We start from the raw sequence: 22,629 nt of genomic DNA, 5'->3' as shown, positions 1-22,629 counted from the left end.
TTTCACCGAAAGAGCGACACCATGCAAGACATCCTGGAGCAACTGGAGAAGAAGCGCGCCCTGGCGCGCCTGGGCGGCGGGCAAAAGCGCATCGATGCGCAGCACGCCAAGGGCAAGCTCACCGCGCGCGAGCGCATCGAGCTGCTGCTCGACGACAACACCTTCGAAGAGTGGGACATGTTCGTCGAGCACCGCTGCACCGACTTCGGCATGGAGGCCAACAAGATCCCCGGCGACGGCGTGGTCACCGGCTACGGCATGATCAATGGCCGCCTGGTGTTCGTCTTCAGCCAGGACTTCACCGTCTTCGGCGGCGCATTGAGCGAAACCCATGCCGAGAAGATCTGCAAGGTGATGGACCAGGCCATGAAGGTCGGCGCCCCCGTGATCGGCATCAACGACTCGGGCGGCGCGCGCATCCAGGAGGGCGTGGCCTCGCTGGGCGGCTATGCCGACGTGTTCCAGAAGAACGTGATGGCCAGCGGCGTGATTCCGCAGATCAGCATGATCATGGGCCCCTGCGCGGGCGGCGCCGTGTACTCGCCGGCCATGACGGACTTCATCTTCATGGTCAAGGATTCGAGCTACATGTTCGTGACCGGCCCCGAGGTGGTCAAGACCGTGACGCACGAGGAGGTCACGGCCGAGGAACTGGGCGGCGCCAGCACCCACACCACGCGCAGCGGCGTGGCCGACATGGCCTTCGAGAACGACGTGGAGGCGCTGATGATGCTGCGCCGCCTGTACAACTACCTGCCGCTGAACAACCGCGAAAAGGCGCCCGTGCGCCCCAGCAACGACCCGGCCGACCGCATGGACTTGAGCTTGGACACGCTGGTGCCCGAGAACCCGAACAAGCCCTACGACATGAAGGAGCTGATCACCAAGGTGGTGGACGACGGCGACTTCTTCGAGCTGCAGCCCGACTACGCCAAGAACATCGTGATCGGCCTGGCGCGCATGGAAGGCCAGACCGTGGGCATCGTCGCCAACCAGCCGCTGGTGCTGGCCGGCTGCCTCGATATCAAGAGTTCCATCAAGGCCGCGCGCTTCGTGCGCTTTTGCGATGCCTTCAACATCCCCGTGGTCACCTTCGTCGACGTGCCCGGCTTCATGCCCGGCACCAGCCAGGAATACGGCGGCATCATCAAGCACGGCGCCAAGCTGCTGTACGCGTATGCCGAGTGCACCGTGCCCAAGATCACCGTCATTACGCGCAAGGCCTACGGCGGCGCCTACGACGTGATGAGCTCCAAGCACCTGCGCGGCGACGTGAACCTGGCCTGGCCCAACGCCGAGATCGCCGTGATGGGCGCCAAGGGTGCGGTGGAGATCATCTTCCGCGAGGACAAGAACGACCCCGTCAAGCTCGCCGCCCGCGAAGCCGAGTACAAGGAGCGCTTTGCCAACCCCTTCGTGGCCAGCGCACGCGGCTTCATCGACGACGTGATCCTGCCGCACGAGACGCGCAAGCGCATCTGCCGCAGCCTGGTCATGCTGCGCGACAAGAAGCTCGATAACCCCTGGCGCAAGCACGGCAACATTCCGCTGTGAGGCAGCAGGCGAGCGGCCGATAGACAAGGAGCACCCACATGCCCATCCAACTCTACTACCACCCGTACTCCCGCGCGGCCGGCACCCTCTGGGCGCTGGAGGAGGCGGGCGTCGCCTACGACCTCGTGGTGACCGACATCCTGAAGGGCGCCCAGAAGGGGCCCGACCTGGTCACCAGGAACCCCATGGGCAAGCTGCCCACGCTGGTGGACGGCGAGCTGGTGGTGTCCGAAGCCGCCGCCATTGCCCTGTACCTGGCAGACCGCTACGCGCCCGGCCGCCTGGCCCCGGCCCTTGATGACCCGCAGCGCGGCACCTACCTGCGCTGGTCGCTGTTCGCGCCCAGCGTGATCGAGCCGGCCGTGATGGCCAAGGGCGCGGGCTGGGAGGTCAAGGAGATGTCCGCCGGATGGGGGCGCTACGACACCATGATCGCCTCGGCAGAAAGCGCCATTGCAGACCGGGACTTCGTTCTGGGCAGCGCCTTTTCCATGGCCGACGTGGTGTTCGGCGGCACGCTGCGCTTCATGATGGATTTCAAGCAGATCGAGCCCACGCCCACCTTCACCGCCTATGTACAGCGGCTCGACGCGCGAGCCGCCTACCAGCGTGCCAACGCCCGCAACCAGGCCATGCGCAAGGAACTGGGCCTGCAGTAGCGGCCCGCCCCAGACAGCCCCAGCAAAGACAAGACAACGGAGCCCTTGAAATGTTCACCAAAATCCTGATCGCCAACCGTGGTGAGATCGCCTGCCGGGTCATCGCCACCGCGCGCAAGATGGGCATCGCCACCGTGGCCGTGTATTCCGACGCCGACAAGGAAGCGCGCCACGTGAAGCTGGCCGACGAGGCCGTGCGCATCGGCGCCGCGCCCAGCCGCGAAAGCTACCTGTTGGCCGACAACATCATCGCCGCTGCCAAGCAGACCGGCGCGCAGGCCATCCACCCGGGCTACGGCTTCCTGTCGGAGAACGAGGCCTTCGCCCAGCGCTGCGAGGACGAGGGCATCGCCTTCATCGGCCCCAAGGCGCATTCGATTGCGGCCATGGGCGACAAGATCGCCTCCAAGAAGCTGGCCAACGAAGCCAAGGTCAATACCATCCCTGGCTACAACGACGCCATCAGCGGCCCCGAGCAGGCTGTGGAGATCGCCAAGGGCATCGGCTACCCGGTGATGATCAAGGCCTCGGCCGGCGGCGGCGGCAAGGGCCTGCGCGTGGCCTTCAACGACAAGGAGGCCTTCGAGGGCTTTGCCAGCTGCCAGAACGAGGCACGCAACAGCTTCGGCGACGACCGCATCTTCATCGAGAAGTTCGTGCAGCAGCCGCGCCACATCGAGATCCAGGTGCTGGGCGACAGCCACGGCAACGTGATCTACCTGAACGAGCGCGAATGCTCCATCCAGCGCCGCCACCAGAAGGTGATCGAGGAGGCACCGTCGCCCTTCATCAGCGACGCCACGCGCAAGGCCATGGGCGAGCAGGCCGTGGCCCTGGCCAAGGCCGTCAAGTACCAGAGCGCCGGCACGGTGGAGTTCGTGGTCGGCAAGGACCAGGACTTCTACTTCCTGGAGATGAACACCCGCCTGCAGGTCGAGCACCCCGTGACCGAGTGCATCACCGGCCTGGACCTGGTGGAGCTGATGATCCGCGTGGCCGCCGGCGAGGCCCTGCCGCTGACCCAGGCCGACGTGAAGCGCGACGGCTGGGCCATCGAGTGCCGCATCAACGCCGAAGACCCGTTCCGCAACTTCCTGCCCAGCACCGGGCGCCTGGTGCGCTTTCAGCCGCCGGAAGAGACCATGTTCCAGTCCGACACAGCCAAGAAGCTGGGCGTGCGCGTGGACACCGGCGTGTACGAGGGCGGCGAGATCCCCATGTACTACGACTCGATGATCGCCAAGCTCATCGTGCACGGCAGCGACCGCGACGACGCCATCCACAAGATGCGTGCCGCGCTCAATGGCTTCGTGATCCGCGGCATCAGCAGCAACATCCCCTTCCAGGCGGCGCTGCTGGCACACCCCAGGTTCGTCTCGGGTGACTTCAACACCGGCTTCATCGCCGAGAACTACAGCCAGGGCTTTGCTGCCGAAGACGTGCCGCACGAGGACCCGCTGTTCCTGGTGGCGCTGGCCGCCTACATGAACCGCCGCTACCGCGCGCGCGCCTCGGGCATCAGCGGCCAACTGGCGGGCCACGAGGTCAAGGTGGGCGAGCAGTTCGTCGTGGTCACGCTGGGCGCGGGCGGCCAGAACGTGCACAACGCCGTGTCGGTGACGGACTTCGAGGACCTGTCCGGCTCCAGCGCCGTGACGGTGCAGGACCGCACTTACCGCATCAGCAGCTCGGCCACGCTGGGCCAGGTGCGCGTGCAGGGCCAGTGCAATGGCCTCGGGTTCACGGCCCAGGTGGAGCGCGGCGCGGGCAAGAATCCGCTGGCCCTGCGCATCGCACACAACGGCACGCAGATCGAGGCCATGGTGCTCTCGCCCCTGGGCGCGCGCCTGCATGAGCTCATGCCCTTCAAGGCCCCGCCGGACCTGAGCCGCTTTTTGCTCTCGCCCATGCCCGGCCTGCTGGTGGACGTGGCCGTGCAGCCCGGCCAGAAGGTGCAGGCCGGCGAGAAGCTGGCCGTGATCGAGGCCATGAAGATGGAGAACATCCTGTTTGCCGCGCAGGATGGCGTGGTCGGCAAGATCGTTGCCGGCAAGGGCGAATCGCTGGCCGTGGACCAGGTGATCCTGGAATTCCAATGATCGCGGAGCGCACGCAACCGTGTTCGTGACGGTGGACGAGTGGCCGTCGGCCGCGCCCCGCAGGCGCTGGCCGCTGGCCCGCCTGGCCTGCCTGTTGGTGGGCGCCGTGCTGCTGGCCGATGGCCTGGTGCTGATGTCCATGGGCCTGTTCTCCATGGGCGTCACCGTGCCTGGTGCCCTGGGCCTCGCCTTGTGCCTGCTGGCCTGGCGCTGGCACCCTCTGCAATCCTGGCGCAACCGCTCGCGCACCGGCCGGCACCTGTGGCGCGCAGGCTGGCTGCTGCTGCTGGCCTGGGTAGCCAGCGTCGGCCTGTTCTGGAACGCGCTGGCGGGGCAGGTGCGCCAGTTCAATGCAGCGGTGGTCGATCTGCCCCTGAAAGCCATCATCGTGCTGGGCAGCGGCACGCCCAATGGCCAGCCATCGCCTGCGCTGCGGGCACGGCTGGACAAGGCGCGCGAACTGGCCGCTACCCATCCTGCCGCCTGGGTGGTGGTGTCGGGCGGTGTGGATTTTGGCGAGACCGCGAGCGAAGGCCGCATCATGGGCGACTACCTGCGCGCCCAGGGCATGGCGGCCGAACGCATCCTGCAAGAGGAGCGCAGCACCAGCACCGAGCTGAACCTGCGCTACAGCCTGCCGCTGCTGCAGGCCAAAGGGCTTGGCCTGGCCAGCCCTGTGGCCGTGGTCACCAGCGACTACCACACCGTGCGCGCCCAGCGCATCGCGCGCAAGATCGGCTACACGCAATCCGTGGTGGCCGCCGCGCCCACGCCGCTGTACCTGCGCTACAACGCCTGGCTGCGCGAGTATTTCGCCACCGCCAGCAGCTGGGTGCTCGGCGAAGTCTGAAACCATTTCCTTGTTTTTTGAAAGATCTGCCATGAACACCGCCGCCTCCCGTCCCTTCAAAGTCCTGGGCATCCAGCAGGTCGCCATCGGCGGCACCGACAAGGCGCGCATGAAGACCCTGTGGGTGGACATGCTGGGCCTCACGCAGACAGGCACCTTTCAGAGCGAGCGCGAGAACGTGGACGAGGACATCCTGGCCATGGGGCAGGGCGCCTGGAAGGTCGAGGTCGACATCATGCAGCCCCTGGACATTGACAAGAAGCCCGCCGTGCACACCACGCCCCTCAACCACATCGGCCTGTGGATCGACGACCTGCCCCGTGCCGTCGAGTGGCTCACCGCGAAAGGCGTGCGCTTTGCGCCCGGCGGCATCCGCAAGGGCGCCGCGGGCTACGACATCACCTTTTTGCACCCCAAGAGCAACGACGAGTTCCCGATTGCAGGCGAGGGCGTGCTGATCGAACTGGTGCAGGCGCCGGCCGATGTGATTGCGGCCCTGGGCTGAACCCACCGCAAGCGATGGTCTTCGCGGAACGAATCAGGGGAGCGGCAGCTTTGCTGCTTGCATTGGCCAGCCCCACCCTGTCGGCCGCAGGTGGTGCCTACCCGCTGGACTGGGGCCGCTCCGGTGAGGTCCTGGAATACCGCTCCTGCGGCTGCGCCGACAGCTGCTGGGTGGCCGAGGTGAAGAACCGCCGCACCCGCCAGACCCTGGCCAGCCTGCGCTGCGACTGCGAGCGCCTGTTCTCGCGGGTGGGTGCACGCGTGCCCGAGGTACAGCGTGCCCCGAATTGCGCCGCCTTCGAGGGCGTGGCCGACAAGCCCGGCGCCATCCGCCAGGCCCTGGAAGACATGCTTCAGCACTGAGCCCGTGGCACACGGTCCATGACCTGGCGGGTCATGGATCCGTAAGTCCATGGGGGATACAACCGGGGCATCCCTTGTGTCCCTTCCTGGAGCTGTATCCCATGCGCATCCTCACCACCCTGGCCTTGCTGGTCGTGGGCATCATCCACCTGATTCCCGTGTCGGGCGTGCTCGGCCCCGAGCACCTGGCCCGCCTGTATGGCGCCGCGCCGTCCGACCCCAGTGCGCTCATCCTCATGCGCCACCGCGCCGTGCTGTTCGGCATCGTGGGGGCCGTGTGCGTGCTGGCCGCGTTCAAGCCGGCGTTCCAGTGGCTGGCGCTGGTCCTGGGGGGCTTCAGCGTGGTCTCCTTTCTCTGGCTCGCCTGGGCCACCGGCGGCTTCAATGCGCACCTGCAGCGCGTGGTCGTGGCCGATGTGCTGGCCTTGCTGTGCCTGGTGGTCGGCGCGGCGACCCTGGCATGGGCCGAGCACACCACCCCGGTGCCTGGCACCTGACGCACAGCAAAGGGCTTCGCCGATACTGCCCAGGCTACTTGGTCAGCTCGCGGATCTTGTCTTCATCGATGTACCGGCCCATGCCCTGGAAGCCCTGGGCCACCGCCGGGTTCTCCATCAGCGAGCGCATGGCCACCTGGCCCAGCACCTGAAAGCTGGTCTGGATGGCGGGCGGGCCTTCGTACTTCAGGGCGTCGCGGGTCTGTTGGCGGCAGGTGGCGGTGAGCAAGCGTTCGATCAGCTGCCCGGTGCCTTTGTTGGTGCCCTCGCGCTGTGCCGGCGTCACCGCCGCAATGCTGGCCACCTCCGGGTGCAGGGCAGCCGTCGAGAAGATCCAGCGCACCAGCAGCGACCGGTCGGTGTCGCTGGTCGAGGCCACCAGGCATTTGGCCAGATCGTCGGAATAAGGGCCTGCCTGGGCGGGGCTGGCAAGGGCGGCACTGAGGGCAAGGCCCAGGGACATGGCAATGAGCGGTTTCATGGTGCCCATGCTACCCAATGCAGGGCGGCTCCTCCATACCAGGGTGGCAACTTGCGCCAACGTCGGGGAGGCATGCAAAAGCCAGCCCATCGATTGCCAGCAGATGCGAACCATAGGCGGCAACTTGCTGCGCCGCAATTTTCAATGCTTTCAAATGCCATCAAAAATCAACAACGTCGGCCTTTCTCATCCATTTTGAACATCGAGATGCGTGAAGTTGGTGCATCGATTTTTGTGGCACTTTTTGCGACCCAACTGCTTGATCTTGCGCCTTTTTCTCCTTGAGAATCATCGCCATACCGCAGCGCGCCACAGGCGGCGATTCCGTGCCTCTGGCGTCTTTTGTCACCTGCCACCTGCGAGCGAAGCGCCAAGGAGAGAACCCATGCCATCCACGACCACCACCACCGCAGCCCCCCAGTCCATCCAGTTGCACCGCCCCGTGCCCAAGCCGGCCGTGCAGGGCAAATGGTCGGTGGCTGCCATCCAGGCCCTGCTCGACAAACCCCTGATGGACCTGCTGTTCGAGGCCCAGACCGTGCACCGCCAGCACTGGCCGGCAGGTGACATCGAGCTGGCCACGCTGCTCTCGGTGAAGACCGGCGGCTGCCCCGAGAACTGCGGCTACTGCCCGCAAGCCGCCGAGTTCGACACGGGGGTCAAGGCCGACAAGCTCATGGCCGTTGACGAGGTGCTGCGCGCCGCCCAGGCCGCCAAGGACGCGGGTGCCACGCGCTTTTGCATGGGGGCGGCATGGCGCGCCCCCAAGGACCGCGACATCGAAAAGGTCAGCGAGCTGATCGGCGCCGTCAAAGGCCTGGGCCTACAGACCTGCGCCACCCTGGGCATGCTCGAAGGGCACCAGGCCCAGGCGCTCAAGGATGCGGGCCTGGACTACTACAACCACAACCTGGACACCGCCCCCGAGTACTACACCGACGTGGTCAGCACCCGCGCCTACCAGGACCGGCTCGACACCCTGCAGCATGTGCGCAGCGCCGGCATCAGCGTGTGCTGCGGCGGCATCGTCGGCATGGGCGAGGCGCCGGTGCACCGCGCCGGGCTCATCGCCCAGTTGGCCAACCTCAACCCGTACCCCGAATCCGTGCCCATCAACAGCCTGGTGCGCGTGCCCGGCACCCCGCTGGCCGACAGCGAACCCATCGACCCGCTCGACTTCGTGCGCATGATCGCCGTGGCCCGCATCACCATGCCCCGCGCCCGCGTGCGCCTGTCGGCTGGGCGCCAGCAATTGGGCGAAGCGGTGCAGGCCCTGTGCTTTCTGGCCGGGGCCAATTCGATCTTCTATGGCGACAAGCTCTTGGTGACGGGCAATCCCGATGTGGAGGCCGATGTGCAGTTGCTGGGCAAGCTGGGGTTGGTGGCCACGGGGCAAGGCAGCGCGTCTTCGAAGACGCCAGCGCCAGCGCTGACCTGAGGCCTGCTGAACGAATGGCAAAGCTCACCCATTTGGGTGGGCCCAGGTGCCGCCGCAAGATTACTTAAACAGATAGCATCCCTCTTCAACAAACAGCAAATGCTGAAGATGAGGATGCACGAAGTTCGAGGTCGGCGCGCGCGGCCGTGAGGGAGAGCTGCTGCCCAGCCCGATGCACCAGAACTATCAGCACCGAGCAACCACCTGCCGCCACCTTGGCCGGGACCGTGTAGCAACCCCAGGGCAGAGTGGTCACTGAAGCGCGCCCCCGAAGGTCTTCGTTCCCGACGGTGCCAGCGTGCGAGGCGAGGTGACCCCGAAAACAAGCCAGCGGCTTTGTAAGCCTCGGACAGGATCTGGACCATGAAAATAAATATACGACTCCCGAATCTGGCCCAGTCCGCTACGCTAGTATTTTTTACGATGCACATCGGTGCATTTGGCTCAAGTGGCGTCATGTACATTCCAACGCCTTGCGAAATTGAATGGGAGCGCAGCGGTTTCATTCGGCCAATGCCTCCTGAGCAAATCGACCGGCAAGAGGCCCTGGCAAAGATGGGTAATGTCGATGCCCAATACTTCATGGGCATAGCCACACAGGACAAGGGTGAGCGCCTTGCATGGCTTGACAAAGCGATTGCCAACGGATCCAAGGGCGCAGCAGCCTATTATTCCTACATTTTGGATGAGCGATGGAAGACAGAACCCATCGATCCTGAAGACCCCGATGGTCCACGCAAACCAATCAGCGTACCCCTTCTCAAGGAGTTATTGCAGCCGGTGATCGATGCGGCAGAGGCGGGTGAGCCCCAGGCTGCCACTTGGCTAATGGAAATGGGGCGGGGCCGCTGGGATTATCGCGCCCACGGAGACCACCCCATCCTGAAACTCACCGACATACCAAAATGGGCGGAGATTGCTGCGCGCGGCGGCAATCCTGCTGCTGCAGAGTGGTTGTGCAAGGCTCACGACAAAGAATTGCGCGAATTCCCGGGCGTAGAGAAAAAAGACGATGCACAAGCCTTTTATTGGTGCTCCATGGCAGCACCCAGAACTTGCTCCATAGGTGCTAAAACATCACTTGCGAAGCTGTATCGCGAAGGACTGGGTGTTGCGCCATCCAAGGCCATGTCTGACTATTGGAGCGATCGCTCAAAAAAATCCAGAGCAGCAGTTCAGATAGAAGGTGTATTTCCCGTTCAGGTCAAGAATTCCAAGTAACTATTCAAGAAAAATAAATGACCTCCGAAGTGGAGGTCGAGCATTCGCCATGACCAGTGTTGGCTGGTCAAGTCGAGCAACAACCTGGAGGTGAGCGTGATCGGTACCAGCGACAAAGCCTGTATCAAGGACTGGTACCTGGGCACGGCACCGCACGTCGAGCAGATCTGGGCCAGTCGCAAGGTGCTGGCGGACACGAAGGTGCAGTCCTTGAGGGCCGCGATAGCCGGGCTCTCGCCGCAGTTCAAAGGACAGACGACCTTGAGCGCCAATTACCAGATAGCTCTCAATCCCGTCATCGCTGCCAATTGGGGTTAATTTTTAAGCCGAATTTGAGTCTGATCGACGTTACAACCTCTACTGCATTAAATATATCGCCTCATACAGAAATAAATTATTATGAATAATTCCTCAATACATAGAAGAAATATTCTTATTTCAGCCGCAGGCGCATTCGGCTTTCCCGCACTTGCAACAACGCCAATTCCGGAGCCACTCTCGCTGAATAGTTACATTTCAATATTTGGACAATTGATATTTACTGGAACCATCAAAAAAACAGTAGCAATGCCGTCGTGGCTGGAAAATAAACTGAAAGATCCCGCTTCAGACATCAGCACCAAAGATTTGAAATTTGAGCAAGCGAACGAACATTCAGATTACACTTTTTTGGAGGTTGAAAATGCCCGACTTCGAATGGCAAGATCAGACAAATTCACCTTGGCTGCAATCAAATCTTGCAATTTAAAGAAGATCTACGCATCCACGCATCATCTCAGGGGGAGTGAGCAATACAAAAACCACTATGAAAATCTTGCAGGAGCCGAGGTTGTACTCTTTCTGGAGCCACCCACACAATATATCGGCAATGCAGGAGCTTTTCTGAATGAGTTTTATTACATTTCACGTGGACCAAACTGGCGGGATGGAGCCCCGCGAAATATTATTGAATACAATGATATTCATAAAATTGCGCTTCAGCTTGGTTTTATCGAGGCAAAATATTTACCCTGCAGTAAAAACGGAGGTGCGAAGTCATAGCGGGACAGCACCGTTATTTTTCATGGTATGGAATCCCCCCAGATGCTCGCGAGCGCGAGCGGAGGGGGCAGGTCTTGCATTTCCCGCCAAGCCGTTGAAACGCCCCTTCATCATCAAACTGATTCGTCAGTATGCGGAGGTTCTGGAAATGGCAAGACCATTGCAGGCAAAAGACAAGACCCGGCCCCTGTGCTGTGCGCCAGCGCTGCTCACTGCTGTCATTTCGCCCAACTGGGCTTAGGCCCAGACTTTAAAAATCTACAGTGACAATCAAACCCACTTGAAAATATGAAAAAGCGGTCTTTGTCAAGCTTTCCAGTTTTTCTGATAATTACTTTTTTTGCGGCATTTTCTTTAAAAATTCAATCCGCCAACGCCATTCCATCCTGGCATGTAGATTGGCTCATTTTAGAACTACCTGATCCGAAAGACCCACCAACGAAGGAGGAAATTGATGAAATTGTTAAGCGCGCGCAGCAGGATGATTGGATTGCGCGTCAACAGCTAGCCACGGCATTTTTATACGAAACCTGGAAAACCGGAAAACTAGACCGGGGCTGCGAAAATCTTAAAAATGGATATTATTGCAGAGCACTAGCGGCAAGGGGTCATGAGGGGGAAATACATCTAAAGGACTTGATAAATCTTCCCGCAACTGGTCCAATTCCAGTTGAGAGACTTGCCAGATATCAGGTTGATTTCGCAATAAAACTATTTCGAGATTCCGCTCCCACATACGATAAAGACAGCCCAACATGCAGAGCAGCTGTCGCAACCCTGAAAAAGGCCATCGAAAATGAATTGCTTGTAAGCAATCAAACCAACAGCTGTGCCGCCAGGAGGTTGGCATACCATTATCAATTTGGAAGTTGCACTCCCAAAGACCCACAAAAAAGTAAAGAGCTTTTTCTGCGCTCCGGAGCGTGCCCTGTGACATGATGCGCGGCAATGCTACATAGTGAGCGCCCTCCAGCGCCGTAGGCTGTAGTGCAGTGCCCTAGGGAAGGGGCCTGCTTCTGCTTTTGACCAGGCCGGAGCTTTCCTCCAACCTGCCCAATTCACCCACCCCGCAGGGTTTTGACCTCTACCTGCAAGCGCTCCACCTCCGCCTGCAACCGGCTGTTCTCCTGCAACTGGTCAAAATCCCTCTGCAACTGCTTGCGGTGCTCCACGTAGACCATCAGGTTGCTCACGCGCAGCTGGAGCAGTTCCGGATCGATGGGCTTGAAGACATAGTCGATGGCGCCCAGGCTCAGGCCCTGGTGGCGCGAGGCGTCATCCGTCATCGCGGTGACGAAGATGATGGGCGTGCATTCCGAGGCGTGGTGCTCGCGCAAGCGGCGCGCCACCTCGAAGCCGTCCATGCCGGGCATCATCACGTCCAGCAGGATCAGGTCTGGCGGTGCGTCGGACTGGCAGATGGCCAGGGCCTTCTCGCCGTTGTGCGCGATCTTGACCTTGAAGCGGTCGCGGAACAGGCCGGCCAGCAGTTGCAGGTTTTCGGGCGTGTCGTCCACCACCAGGATGGTGGCGCGCTCGGGTTCGGGCACAGGTTCCAGGGGCGGCAGGTCCGGCGGGGCGCCGCCGGGCAAGGCCGCCGCGGAGGAGGGCCGCTGCAGCACGCGCTGCATGCGCTCGATGAGGCGGCGCACCGTGAAGGGCTTGACCAGCAGGTCGCCGATGCCCAGGCGAATGGCCCGGGCGGCCGAGTCGCGGTCCAGCCCGCCCGACATCAGCATGAAGGGCAGGCCGGCCAGTTTCGGGTCGGTGCGCATGGCTTCGAGCAGTGCGAGGCCGTCCATGCCCTGCATGTCCATGTCGCAGATCACCACATGCACGGGTTCGGCGCGCAGCAGTTGCAGGGCGCGCGTGCCGTCGCGCGCCTGCAGCACCTGGCCGAAGCCAAAGCTCTGCAACTGGCTGGCCAGGGCCTGGCGCATGGCGCTGGCGCCTTCGGCCAGCAGCACGGTGGTCTTGGAAGGGTGCATGGGTGGGTTCAGGTCTTGGCGCCGTCGGCGGTCAGTTCGATGTGTTCGGCAGGCAGGTCGGTGGCGATGCGGTCCACCTGGGCGGCCATTGCATGGGCGCCGTCGGAAAAGCGCTGGGCGATGGACCGGAACTCCTCGGACAGTGCGAGAAAAGCATCCACCATGTCGGGGTCGAAATGGCTGCCCCGGCCGTCGCGGATGATCTCCACGGCCTGCTCGTGCGAAAACGCGGCCTTGTAGACGCGTTCGGAGATCAGTGCGTCATACACGTCGGCCACGGCCATGAGCCGCGCGGACAGGGGGATGGTGTTGCCCACCAGGCCCTCGGGGTAGCCCGAGCCGTCCCACTTCTCCTGGTGGCTGTAAGCGATCTCTTTGGCGTATCGGAAGAAGGGGTTGGCCTGCGAGGTTTCGCGCTCGGCGGAAATGATGGCATCGCGCCCCAGCGTGGTGTGGGTCTTCATGACCTCGAATTCCTCGGGCGTGAGCTTGCCGGGCTTGAGCAGGATGCGGTCGGGGATGCCCACCTTGCCGATGTCGTGCAGCGGCGCCGACTTGAAGATCAGCTCGATCGCCGCCTCGCTGAGCTCGTCGGCAAAGCGCGGGTGGTGCTGCAGCTTGCGCGCCAGCACCTCCACGTAGTGCTGGGTGCGGCGGATGTGGTTGCCGGTCTCGTTGTCGCGCGTCTCGGCCAGCGAGGCCATGGCGCGGATGGTGCCATCCTGCAGCTCCACCACCTCGCGCGTGCGCTTGGCCACTTCTTCCTCGAGGTAGTGGTTCTGGCGCGCGAGCAGGTCACGCGCGCGCTTGAGCAGCAGGTGGTTGCGCACCCGCGCCAGGGTGATCGCGGGATTGACGGGCTTGGTGATGTAGTCCACCGCACCCAGCTCCAGGCCGATCGTCTCATCGTCCTTGGCGCTCATGGCGGTGAGGAAGATCACCGGGATGTCCTCGGTGTCGGGGTTGAACTGCAGGCGGCGCAGCACCTCGTAGCCGTCCATCTCGGGCATCATGATGTCCAGCAGGATCAGGTCGGGCTTGGCATCGCCGGCCACGATCTGCAGGGCCCGCTCGCCGCTGTTGGCCAGCTTGACCTTGTAGTCCGCGCGCAGCAGATCGCTCATCAGCGACAGGTTGTCGGGCGTGTCGTCCACCACCAGCACCGTGCACCGGCCGCTGGTTTCCATGGGGTTGCTCATGACGTGGGTCCTCCTTCTGGTATCGCTTGGCCGGGCTGGGGTGCTGCACGCAGCAGCGCCAGGGCGTCCGTGAAGATGTAGCTGTCCAGGGCGCGCTTCATCTCGCCATAGACCGGGCCCAGCAGGGCCTTGAGGGTGGGCGCCGAGTCCTTGAACAGCTCCACGGCGTCCGAGTCGTCGTCGGCCAGCAGGGCATCCAGGCGCGCCAGCAGTTGCTGCGCCTCGGCTTCGTCCACCGCCACCTGGGCGCTGCAGGCGGCCTCCTCGGCCGGCAGGGCCCCCTGCAGTGCCTCCACCAGGGTCTGGCAGGCCACATCCAGCGGCGCCAGCAGGGCCGCCAGCGCGGCAGCGTCCGCCCCGTCGGCAATGGCCTTTTCCACCGCTTCGGCCTGCTGGGCCAGGGCGCTGGCGCCAATGGTGCCGGCCGTGCCCTTCAGGGTGTGCATGCTGCGCAGGGCATCGTCGCGCTGGCCCGCGGCCAGGAAGGCCAGGGTGGTTGGCACGGCCAGGGCCTGGCCGGCCGTGAACTTGCGCAGCAGGCTCTCGTAGGCGGCCGGCTTGCCCAGCACGCGGCGCAGGCCGGCGGCCGTGTCGAGCCCATCGATGTGCGTGAGCGGCTCGTGCAGCACGCCCGCCGCCGGGGCGGGCACTGCCGCGCCCGCCGGACCATCCTGGGCCTCGGCGCGTGCCGGCACCCAGCGCAGCAACTGGGCGAACAGCTCGTCGGGGTCGATGGGTTTGGCCACATGGCCATTCATGCCGGCCGCCAGGCAGCTGTCGCGGTCGCTGCCCATGGCGTTGGCGGTCATGGCCAGCACGGGCAGTTCGGCCCAGGCCGGGTTGCCGCGGATGTGGCGCGTGGCCGTGAGGCCGTCCATCACCGGCATCTGCATGTCCATGAGCACGATGTCGTAGGCCGCCTGCGCCAGCATGTCGAGCGCCACCTGGCCGTTCTCGGCCACCTCCACCACCAGCCCGGCATCGCCCAGCAGGTCGGCCCCCACCTGCTGGTTCAGGTCGTTGTCGTCCACCAGCAGCACCCGGGCACCGCGGATGGGCGCGAGGTCGGCTGCGCTGCCGCCACGGCGCGGGCCCGCGCGATCCGCGAGGGCGGCGTCCTGCGCCCCGCCCAGCGCCCGGATGGCGGTGTCGAACAGCTGGGAGGGGCTGACCGGCTTGGTCAGCATCAGCGCGATGCCGGCCTGCTCCAGCGCGCGGAACACCTCTTCGCGGCCATGGGCGGTGACGATCACCGGCACCGGAGGGTGGGGCAGCAGGGCCAGCTGGGCGGCCGTCTGAAAGCCGTCCATGCCCGGCATGCGCCAGTCCAGAAATGCGATCTCGCAGGGCAGGCCCGCCGCGTCGGCCTCGCGCGCAGCGGCAATCGCCTGCTCGCCCGAGGCGGCCGTGGTCACGGCAAAGCTCATGCTGGCCAGCAGGCCCGCCAGGATCTGGCGCGCCTGCTCGCTGTCGTCCACCACGAGCACGCGGCGCCCGCGCAGGTCGGGCTCGGGCAGCAGCGGGCGCGCCGAGGGCGTGCCCAGGCCCACGCGGGCGGTGAACCAGAAGCAGCTGCCCTCGCCAGGCGTGCTGTCCACACCGACATCGCCGCCCATCAGGCCCGCGAGCTTCTTGGAGATGGCCAGGCCCAGCCCGGTGCCGCCGTACTTGCGCGTGGTGGAGGTGTCGGCCTGCTCGAACGAGCGGAACAGCCGCGACTGCTGCTCGGGCGTGAGGCCGATGCCCGTGTCCTGCACCTCGAAGCGCAGCAGCAGGCCCTGTGCGGCATCGCGCTCCACCTCGGTCACGCGCACCACGATCTCACCGGTGTCGGTGAACTTCACGGCATTGTTGCCATAGTTCACGAGAATCTGCCCCAGGCGCAGCGGGTCGCCGCGCAGGTCGTCGGGCAGGGCAGGGTCCACATCGAACATCAGCTCCAGCCCCTTGGCCGAGCATTTGTCGCCGATCAGGTTGGCCACGTTGTCCAGCACATTGCGCAGCCCGAAATCGACGGTCTCCACCGTGAGCTTGCCAGCCTCGATCTTGGAAAAGTCGAGGATGTCGTTGATCAGGCCCAGAAGGTGCTGGCCCGAACGCTGGATCTTCTCCACATAGTCGCGCTGGCGCGGCGAGAGGTCGGTGGTCAGGGCCAGGTGGCTCATGCCGATCACCGCGTTCATGGGCGTGCGGATCTCGTGGCTCATGTTGGCCAGAAAGTCCGACTTCATCTGCGAAGCCTCTTCGGCGCGGGCGCGGGCCACCTCCAGCTCATCCTCGTGCTCGCGCAGGGCGGCATTGGCCTGCTCCAGCTCTTCGGTGCGCTCGACCACCCGGGCCTCAAGCACCTCTTCGCTGCGCTTGAGCGCGTCCACCAGCTCCGCCTGCGCGGCCATGGCCAGCGACTTGGCTTTTTCGCGCTTCAGGAACTGCCGGGCCATGGCCACGGCCAGCAAAAAGGTGAGCAGCGCCTGGAAGGCCGTGAGCCCGGTGGTCAGCAGGGTCTGGTGCTGCACCTCGGCATTGCGCTGGTCGCCCAGCAGGGCCGAGATGCGCGAGGCGTGCAGGGCCAGCTCCTGCACCGATTCGCGCAACTCGCCCAGGCGCTCGCGCAGCAATCGCATGTTGGCGTGGCCGGTGCGCTCGTCCACGCTCTGCCCGAAGTAGCTGTCTCCCGCCTCCACGAAGGCCTGCAACTCGGCCAGGGCCCGCGCATAGATGGGCTCGTGCTGCATCAGCGTGCGTGCGGTGCCGCTCTCCAGGGCACTGAAGCGGCTCAGGAACAGGTCGTAGCGCAGCTGCAGCTGTTCCAGCGAGGTGCTTTGGGGATCGAACTCGTACTGGTGCAGCGCATGGTCCAGCCGCCCATACTCCACGTTGAGCTGCAGGAAGGACCACAGGGCATTCACGTCGCCCCGGCGCATCACGGCTTCAACGCTGCGGTACTGGCGGTACTGGACCGTGGCGATGGAGACATAGACCACCACCAGGCTGGCGATGATCAGGGGCAGGAGGTGCTTGCTGCGCAGCATGGACACCCCGCCGGCTCGTCACTTGACCTGCAGGGTGCGCAACTGCCAGGCCGACCGGTTGTAGTAGAGCTCGGTGCGCAACTCGGCCTTGGTATCGAAGGGGTAGACGATGAAGAGGGGCCCCTTCTCGCGCACGGGCATGGGGCGGTCGTTCATGAGCCGGGCCACGATCACCTCGTGGCGCGTGGCGTCCTCGAAGGGGATCTCGGTCTTGTAGTCGTTGAGCGCCACCGCGGTGATCTTGCTGCCCTTGGCACCTGCCGCCGCCAGCACGTCACGCAGCAGCGGCCCGGTGAAGCTCACGGGCTGGGGGTACCAGGGGGTCTGGGTGGTGAAGCTCTTCTGGGGCAGCTTTTCGAGCATCTTCATGTCGAACTGGGCCCGGTCGCCCTGGTTGGTGCGGCCCACGCCGCCCTGGATGGTCAGCACCACAGGCCCGGCGGGCTGGTCCAGCGCCTGCTGCGCCTGTACCGGCAAAAAGGCGCACGCCGCCACCACAACGCCTGCGGCCAGGCGTGACAACGGGCCATTGGCCCCCTTCGCATCGGTCATGCTGTTTCCCCCTCGCCGGCCTTGGCGGCCGGTTCTGGGGGGAGTTATAACAGCCGGCGCGGATTCATGCACTCAAGAAATGTCCTCCAAGGGCCACACCGGGCACCGGGAGCAGGGCGCGCAGCACACTGCCGCTGGACGACTCCGTCATCACCAGCTCGGCGGTTCCGGGCCGAAAGGCGATATTGGTCACTGTGGCGCCCACGGGGCTGCGCACGAAGTGGGTCACCTCGCCGCGCGCATTGAGCACGAAGGCACCGCCCAGGCTGGCATGGGCCACGACCACACCCCCATCGGCCGTGGCCGCGAGGCCATCGGGCCCGCTGGTGCCAAAGAAGGTCTGCAGCGCCCCCATCTTGGAGATGCTGCCGTCGGGCAGCAGCGGCGCGCGCCACACCTGGTTGCCGCGCGTCACGGCCACGAAGAGGGCACCGCCATCGGCACTGAGCGCCAGGCCGTTGGGGCTGGGCGCGTTGGCCAGCAGCAGGTCGAGCCGGCCGCCACGCGTGTAGCGGTAGACCCGGCCCGTGGGGTCGTGCATGCCCGTCTGCCCCTGGTCGGTGAAATACAGGTTGCCCGCGGCGTCGAAGGTCAGATCGTTCACCCCCTTGAACGACTCGCTGTTGCGGTGCGCCAGCACGGGCGTCGGCGGCTCGCCGCTGGCCGGGTCCAGCCGCAGGATGCCGCGCCGGTAGTCGGCGATCCACAGGCTGCCGTCGGCGTGCGGGGCCATGCCGTTGGGCCAGCCGTCGTACTGCACCACCAGCTGCCACTGGCCGCCGGGCGTGATGCGGAAAATGCGGCCATAGGGGATATCGGTCACGTACAGGTTGCCCTGGCCGTCGAACACCGGGCCTTCGAGAAAGCTGTCCATGACATGGCCGGGCTTGTTGGCGTCCACCCACTCGGTGCGGCGCGGCTGGCGCATGGCGTCGGGCAGGCGGGTCAGCACGCTCGCCTCGATCACCTCGGGCGGGGTAAAACTCAGGTTCCACATGGCGGGGTTTGCTCCTTGGACGGGGATTATTCGGCCTGCACGCCGGCGGCCTTGATGACGCGGCCCCAATCTTCGGTCTGGCTGCGCACGTACTTCTGGAAGTCGGCCGGCGCCATGGCGCCCACATCCGCCCCCTGGTCGGCAAAGCGCTTGGCCAGATCGGGCGATTCCACGGCCTTTTTCACCTCGGCCTGCATCTTGTCGATGATGGCCTGGGGCGTGCCCTTGGGCGCAGCGATGCCGAACCAGTTGGTGGCCGTGAAGCCCTGCAGGCCCAGCTGCGCGCTGGTCGGCGCATCGGGCAGGGCCGCCAGGCGCTGCGGCGAGGTCACCAGCAGCGCCCGGCCCTTGCCGCCCTTGACCTGCGGGATGGCCGTGGGCGCCGCCGTCACCACCAGGTCCACCTGGCCCGAGATCACGCCCAGCATGGCCTCGCCCGCGCCCTTGTAGGGCACATGGGTCAGCGCGATCTTGCCGTGCTGGCGCAGCAGTTCGCCTCCCAGGTGCGAGCTGCTGCCCATGCCGCCCGAGCCGAAGGTGAGCTTGTCGGGGTTCTTCCTGGCTGCATCGAGCAGCTCCTGCATGGTCTTGTACGGCGAATTGGCCCCCACCACCACGACCAGCGGCGTGTCGACGATGCGCGTCACCGGCACCAGGCCGGTGGCGTGGTCCCAGGGCAGCTTCTTGAACAGGTGCGGCAGCATGGCATAGGTGGTGTCATTGATCAGGAAGGTGCTGCCGTCCGGCGCGGCCTTGGCCACCAGGTCGGAGCCGATGGTGCCGCTGGCGCCCACCTTGTTCTCCACGTAGAAGGACTTGCCGGTCTGCTCGGTGAGCTTCTGCGCGATCTGGCGCGCCGCATAGTCGGTGGTGCCCGAAGGAGAGTAGGGCACGACCAGGCGCACCGGTTTGTCGGGCCAGGTGGTGGTGGTCTGGGCGATGGCGCCGCTGGCGATCAGTGCCAGCGCGGCGGCCAGGGGGCGGGTAAGGTTGGTGGAACGCATGGTGTGTCTCCTTGGTGTGGTTGAAATGGGGCCCAGGCAGGGAATGGCGCACAGCGGCGCCCAGCCAGGCCGCCTGGCGGCCGGCTGGAGGGGCAGGGGATCGGGTCGTCAGCCGCCGGCGACGGCGCCCTGGGCGCGCAGGGCCGCCACATCGGCGTCCGTATAGCCCAGCTCGCGCAGCAGCGCGTCCGTGTGTTCGCCCGGGCCCGGCGGCTGCAGGCGTACGCCAGGGCGTGTGCCGCCGATGGTCAGGGGCAACAGCGGCACCTTGGACTCGGTGCCGTTGTTCAGGCGGATGGGCGCCAGGCCCCCGCTTTCGTTGAGGTGCCGGTCGTCGAACAGCTCCTGCGGCTTGGTGATGGGGGCAAAGGGCAGCTCGTTGGCCTCGAAGATGGCCGCGAGCTCCGCCGCGCTGCGCCCGGCCAGGTGCGAGCGCAGCTGCGGCATCATCCAGTCGCGCGCCTGCACGCGGTCGTTGTTCGTCTTGAGGCGCGGGTCGGCCAGCAGGTCCGAGAGGCCCAGGGCCTCGCAGAAGATGGCCCACTGCTTGTCGCTCACGGCGGCCAGGAAGATCTGCTCGCCGCCTTTCACCGTGAACACGTCGTAGATGGCCCAGGCCGAGATGCGGCTGGGCATGGGATTGGCCGCCTTGCCGGTGCTGGCGAACTGCATCATGTGCTGCGCCACCAGGAAGACATTGTTCTCGAACAGCGCAGATTGCACCTCAGACCCCTCGCCGGTCAGCTCGCGCTGGCGCAGCGCGGCCATGGCGCCGATGGCACCGAACATGCCGCCCATGATGTCGTTGACGCTGGTGCCTGCGCGCAGCGGATCGCCGGGGCGCCCGGTCATGTAGGCCAGGCCGCCCATCATCTGCACCACCTCGTCCAGGGCCGTGCGCTGCTCATAGGGGCCGGGCAGAAAGCCCTTGTGGCTCACGTAGATGAGGCGCGGGTTGAGCTTCTTGAGCGAAGCGTAGTCCAGCCCCAGCTTGGCCATGGTGCCGGGCTTGAAGTTCTCGCTCACGATGTCGGCCGTGGCGATCAGGCGCAGCGCGGCCTGGATGCCCTCGGGCTTCTTCAGGTCGAGCGCGATGCTCTTCTTGTTGCGGTTGAAGGTGGGGAAGAAACCCGCACCCGAGCCCAGCAGGTGGCGCGTGCTGTCGCCCTCGATGGGCTCGACCTTGATGACCTCGGCCCCCAGGTCGGCCAGCACCATGCCGCAGGTGGGGCCCATCACCATGTGGGTGAACTCCACCACGCGGATGCCGGCGTAGGGCAGGGGGTGATCGTTCTTGGGCATGTCAGACATGGCTGCCCCCTTGCACAAAGCCCTTGGGCAGGCCGGCCTCGTGCGTCATGCCGTAGACGGGCTCGCCCGGCAGGCCGGCCACCAGCGGGGCGCGGGCCTCCATCAGCCGCTGCAGGTCGATGCCGGTGGCGATGCCGCTGGCCTCGAACATGAAGACCAGGTCCTCCGTGACCACATTGCCCGAGGCGCCCGGCGCATAGGGGCAGCCACCCAGCCCGCCGAGCGAAGCATCGAAGGTGCGCACACCTTCCTCGTACGCCGCCAGGCAGTTGGCCAGGCCCAGGCCGCGCGTGTTGTGCATGTGGGCGGCGCCGGCCTTGTCGCCCAGCTCGGCGCGCAGGCGCTTGAACAGGCGGCGCACCTGGGCCGGGTTGGCATAGCCCACGGTGTCGGACAGGCCCGACTCGTCGGCCCCGGCCTCCACGCACTGCGCAGCCAGCCAGATCACCTCGTCCTCGGGCACCAGGCCCTGCAAGGTGCAGCCAAAGGCGGTGGAGATGCCAGCCTCCAGCTTCACGTGCGGCGCGATGTCGCGGCGCAGGTCCGATATGGCGCGCACCTCCTCGACCATCTCCTCGCGCGTCTTGCGCACATTGGCCAGCGAATGCGCAGCGCTGGCCGACACGGGCATGGTCAGCTTGTGCGCCCCGGCTTCGAGCGCCGCCTGGGCGCCCTTGCGGTTGGGCACCAGGGCCATGACCGTGAGGCCGGGCAGGGTGACGGCGTGGCGCACGACCTCGGCCGCATCGGCCATCTGCGGCAGCAGGCGGGCGGGCACGAAGGAAGCGACCTCGATCTCGCGCACGCCAGCGGCGTAGAGCGCGTCGATCCAGCGCAGTTTGTCGGCCGTGGGCATGGTGGCCTTCACGGACTGCAGGCCGTCGCGCGGGCCGACCTCGCTGATCAGCACATGGGGTGCTTGGGGCATGGAATCTCCTGATTTCAGAATGTTCTATAAGAAAGAACATCAATCTGTCTCATGAAAGTATGGAAAGGATCCGCCACCAGGTCAAGCGCCACACAGCAAATAAAAAAGCCGTTCTGCATAACAGAACGGCTTGCATGAAAGACGGTACAGGGCAGCTTGCTACGCAGCCTGCTCGGCCGGCTTGCGCTTGCGCGGCGCCCTGGCAGGAGGGGCGGCCGCCGCCGCAGCCGGCGCGGCGATCAACTGCTCCACCAGCAGGCGCACATGGCCTTGCATGGTGGCAATGGCCTTGGCATCGCCCGCCATGTGGCGCTGCAGGCATTGCTGGAACACGCCGTCGAACATGGCGTAGGTCAGGTCGATGGGCGCCCGCACAGGGCTGCCGGCCAGCTCGGCCATGCGCGTGAGCACGCGCCAGACCATGTTGGCCAGGCTTTTGTCGATGGCCTCCACGTCGGCGCGCAGCGCCTCCTCGAACAGCGACTGCGAGCGGATGTCGTACCACAGCCGGTGCATGGGCGCCTCGGTGCGCACGGTCTCGCCCAGCACCCCCACAAAGCCGTCCACCAGCTGCGCAAACGAGGTGGATTGCTCGGTCACCTCGTCGTAGCGCGTGACGCAGCGCGCCTTGTACTGGCGCACGCTGCACAGGATCAGGTCGAGCTTGTCGGTGAAGTAGTAGTGCAGCACACCGTGCGAGAAGGCCGAGTTCTGCGCGATCTCGCGGAGGCTGGTGCGCGCGTAGCCCAGTTCGGCCAGGGTCTGCAGCGCAGCCTCGCCCAGTTCGGCGCGGCGTTCGGCGTATTTGTCACGGCGGGGTGCTCTTTCCATCGCGCCATTGTAGGCAGAGGCGGAGAGGGCGCCCATGTCTTTTCATGCATGGGCAGCGCCGGGTCGATTGAATTTATGAC

23 protein-coding genes are annotated in these 22,629 nt (G+C 65.1%); 13 read left to right on the top strand and 10 right to left on the bottom strand.

The features are described 5' to 3' along the window. Window positions 1-21: 21 nt before the first annotated feature. From HNP48_RS06480 to HNP48_RS06450, 7 genes are all read left to right on the top strand, one after another. Window positions 22-1,554, top strand: coding sequence for an acyl-CoA carboxylase subunit beta (locus HNP48_RS06480; RefSeq protein ID WP_184856058.1), 1,533 nt, complete (start codon window positions 22-24; stop codon window positions 1,552-1,554). 38 nt (window positions 1,555-1,592) lie between these two features. Then, complete coding sequence (locus HNP48_RS06475) at window positions 1,593-2,213, top strand: glutathione S-transferase family protein (protein ID WP_184856057.1); 621 nt, start codon at window positions 1,593-1,595, stop codon at window positions 2,211-2,213. Between the two features lie 50 nt (window positions 2,214-2,263). After that, window positions 2,264-4,312, top strand: coding sequence for an acetyl/propionyl/methylcrotonyl-CoA carboxylase subunit alpha (locus HNP48_RS06470; protein WP_184856055.1), 2,049 nt, complete (start codon window positions 2,264-2,266; stop codon window positions 4,310-4,312). Window positions 4,313-4,331: 19 nt separating this feature from the next. Next, a complete protein-coding gene (locus HNP48_RS06465) occupies window positions 4,332-5,162 on the top strand; it encodes a YdcF family protein (protein ID WP_184856054.1) in 831 nt (276 codons plus the stop codon). Between the two features lie 31 nt (window positions 5,163-5,193). Beyond that, window positions 5,194-5,667, top strand: coding sequence for a VOC family protein (locus HNP48_RS06460; protein WP_184856053.1), 474 nt, complete (start codon window positions 5,194-5,196; stop codon window positions 5,665-5,667). Window positions 5,668-5,717: 50 nt separating this feature from the next. After that, a complete protein-coding gene (locus HNP48_RS06455; RefSeq protein WP_260420118.1) occupies window positions 5,718-6,029 on the top strand; it encodes a hypothetical protein in 312 nt (103 codons plus the stop codon). Window positions 6,030-6,130: 101 nt separating this feature from the next. Next, a complete protein-coding gene (locus tag HNP48_RS06450; RefSeq protein WP_184856051.1) occupies window positions 6,131-6,526 on the top strand; it encodes a phosphopantetheine adenylyltransferase in 396 nt (131 codons plus the stop codon). Window positions 6,527-6,560: 34 nt separating this feature from the next. Here HNP48_RS06450 and HNP48_RS06445 read toward each other — a convergent pair whose 3' ends face one another. After that, a complete protein-coding gene (locus HNP48_RS06445) occupies window positions 6,561-7,007 on the bottom strand; it encodes a hypothetical protein (RefSeq protein ID WP_184856050.1) in 447 nt (148 codons plus the stop codon). A gap of 72 nt (window positions 7,008-7,079) precedes the next feature. On the opposite strand from HNP48_RS06445, the gene HNP48_RS06440 reads away from it, so the two are divergent. The 6 genes from HNP48_RS06440 (at window position 7,080) to HNP48_RS06415 (ending at window position 11,646) form a co-directional block, all read left to right on the top strand. Beyond that, on the top strand, window positions 7,080-7,292 hold the full coding sequence (locus HNP48_RS06440) for a hypothetical protein (protein WP_184856049.1): 213 nt from the start codon (window positions 7,080-7,082) through the stop codon (window positions 7,290-7,292). A gap of 100 nt (window positions 7,293-7,392) precedes the next feature. Continuing rightward, a complete protein-coding gene (bioB, locus tag HNP48_RS06435) occupies window positions 7,393-8,445 on the top strand; it encodes a biotin synthase BioB (protein WP_184856048.1) in 1,053 nt (350 codons plus the stop codon). A 363-nt stretch (window positions 8,446-8,808) separates the two neighbouring features. Next, on the top strand, window positions 8,809-9,666 hold the full coding sequence (locus HNP48_RS06430; RefSeq protein ID WP_184856047.1) for a hypothetical protein: 858 nt from the start codon (window positions 8,809-8,811) through the stop codon (window positions 9,664-9,666). Window positions 9,667-9,762: 96 nt separating this feature from the next. Next, a complete protein-coding gene (locus tag HNP48_RS06425) occupies window positions 9,763-9,984 on the top strand; it encodes a hypothetical protein (RefSeq protein ID WP_184856046.1) in 222 nt (73 codons plus the stop codon). An 81-nt stretch (window positions 9,985-10,065) separates the two neighbouring features. Beyond that, the gene (locus tag HNP48_RS06420) at window positions 10,066-10,707 is read left to right on the top strand and encodes a hypothetical protein (protein ID WP_184856045.1); all 642 of its coding nucleotides are present in this window, start codon (window positions 10,066-10,068) and stop codon (window positions 10,705-10,707) included. A gap of 288 nt (window positions 10,708-10,995) precedes the next feature. Then, window positions 10,996-11,646 carry an SEL1-like repeat protein gene (locus tag HNP48_RS06415; protein ID WP_184856044.1) on the top strand — a complete coding sequence of 217 codons (651 nt, stop codon included), beginning with the start codon at window positions 10,996-10,998 and terminating at the stop codon, window positions 11,644-11,646. Window positions 11,647-11,765: 119 nt separating this feature from the next. Here HNP48_RS06415 and HNP48_RS06410 read toward each other — a convergent pair whose 3' ends face one another. The 9 genes from HNP48_RS06410 to HNP48_RS06370 all read right to left on the bottom strand — a co-directional run bounded on the left by HNP48_RS06410 (window position 11,766) and on the right by HNP48_RS06370 (window position 22,549). Beyond that, complete coding sequence (locus HNP48_RS06410) at window positions 11,766-12,695, bottom strand: response regulator (RefSeq protein ID WP_184856043.1); 930 nt, start codon at window positions 12,693-12,695, stop codon at window positions 11,766-11,768. A gap of 8 nt (window positions 12,696-12,703) precedes the next feature. After that, the gene (locus HNP48_RS06405) at window positions 12,704-13,894 is read right to left on the bottom strand and encodes a two-component system response regulator (RefSeq protein ID WP_184856042.1); all 1,191 of its coding nucleotides are present in this window, start codon (window positions 13,892-13,894) and stop codon (window positions 12,704-12,706) included. Next, window positions 13,891-16,926 carry a hybrid sensor histidine kinase/response regulator gene (locus HNP48_RS06400; protein ID WP_184856041.1) on the bottom strand — a complete coding sequence of 1,012 codons (3,036 nt, stop codon included), beginning with the start codon at window positions 16,924-16,926 and terminating at the stop codon, window positions 13,891-13,893. Before HNP48_RS06400 ends, HNP48_RS06405 begins: the two co-directional genes overlap by 4 nt. A gap of 18 nt (window positions 16,927-16,944) precedes the next feature. Then, a complete protein-coding gene (locus HNP48_RS06395) occupies window positions 16,945-17,478 on the bottom strand; it encodes a molybdopterin-dependent oxidoreductase (protein ID WP_184856040.1) in 534 nt (177 codons plus the stop codon). 64 nt (window positions 17,479-17,542) lie between these two features. Then, a complete protein-coding gene (locus HNP48_RS06390; protein ID WP_184856039.1) occupies window positions 17,543-18,475 on the bottom strand; it encodes an SMP-30/gluconolactonase/LRE family protein in 933 nt (310 codons plus the stop codon). 26 nt (window positions 18,476-18,501) lie between these two features. Then, window positions 18,502-19,479, bottom strand: coding sequence for a tripartite tricarboxylate transporter substrate binding protein (locus tag HNP48_RS06385; RefSeq protein ID WP_184856038.1), 978 nt, complete (start codon window positions 19,477-19,479; stop codon window positions 18,502-18,504). A 108-nt stretch (window positions 19,480-19,587) separates the two neighbouring features. Further along, entirely contained in the window at window positions 19,588-20,781 is a 1,194-nt protein-coding gene (locus HNP48_RS06380) for a CaiB/BaiF CoA-transferase family protein (protein ID WP_184856516.1), read from the bottom strand. Window position 20,782: 1 nt separating this feature from the next. Next, the gene (locus tag HNP48_RS06375) at window positions 20,783-21,718 is read right to left on the bottom strand and encodes a hydroxymethylglutaryl-CoA lyase (protein ID WP_184856037.1); all 936 of its coding nucleotides are present in this window, start codon (window positions 21,716-21,718) and stop codon (window positions 20,783-20,785) included. A 159-nt stretch (window positions 21,719-21,877) separates the two neighbouring features. Further along, the gene (locus tag HNP48_RS06370) at window positions 21,878-22,549 is read right to left on the bottom strand and encodes a TetR/AcrR family transcriptional regulator (protein ID WP_260420117.1); all 672 of its coding nucleotides are present in this window, start codon (window positions 22,547-22,549) and stop codon (window positions 21,878-21,880) included. Between the last annotated feature and the right edge of the window lie 80 nt (window positions 22,550-22,629).

The sequence above is a fragment of the Acidovorax soli genome (assembly GCF_014207955.1).
Classification (GTDB): Bacteria; Pseudomonadota; Gammaproteobacteria; order Burkholderiales; family Burkholderiaceae_C; genus Acidovorax; species Acidovorax soli_A.
This window is presented reverse-complemented; position numbering and strand designations above follow the sequence as displayed.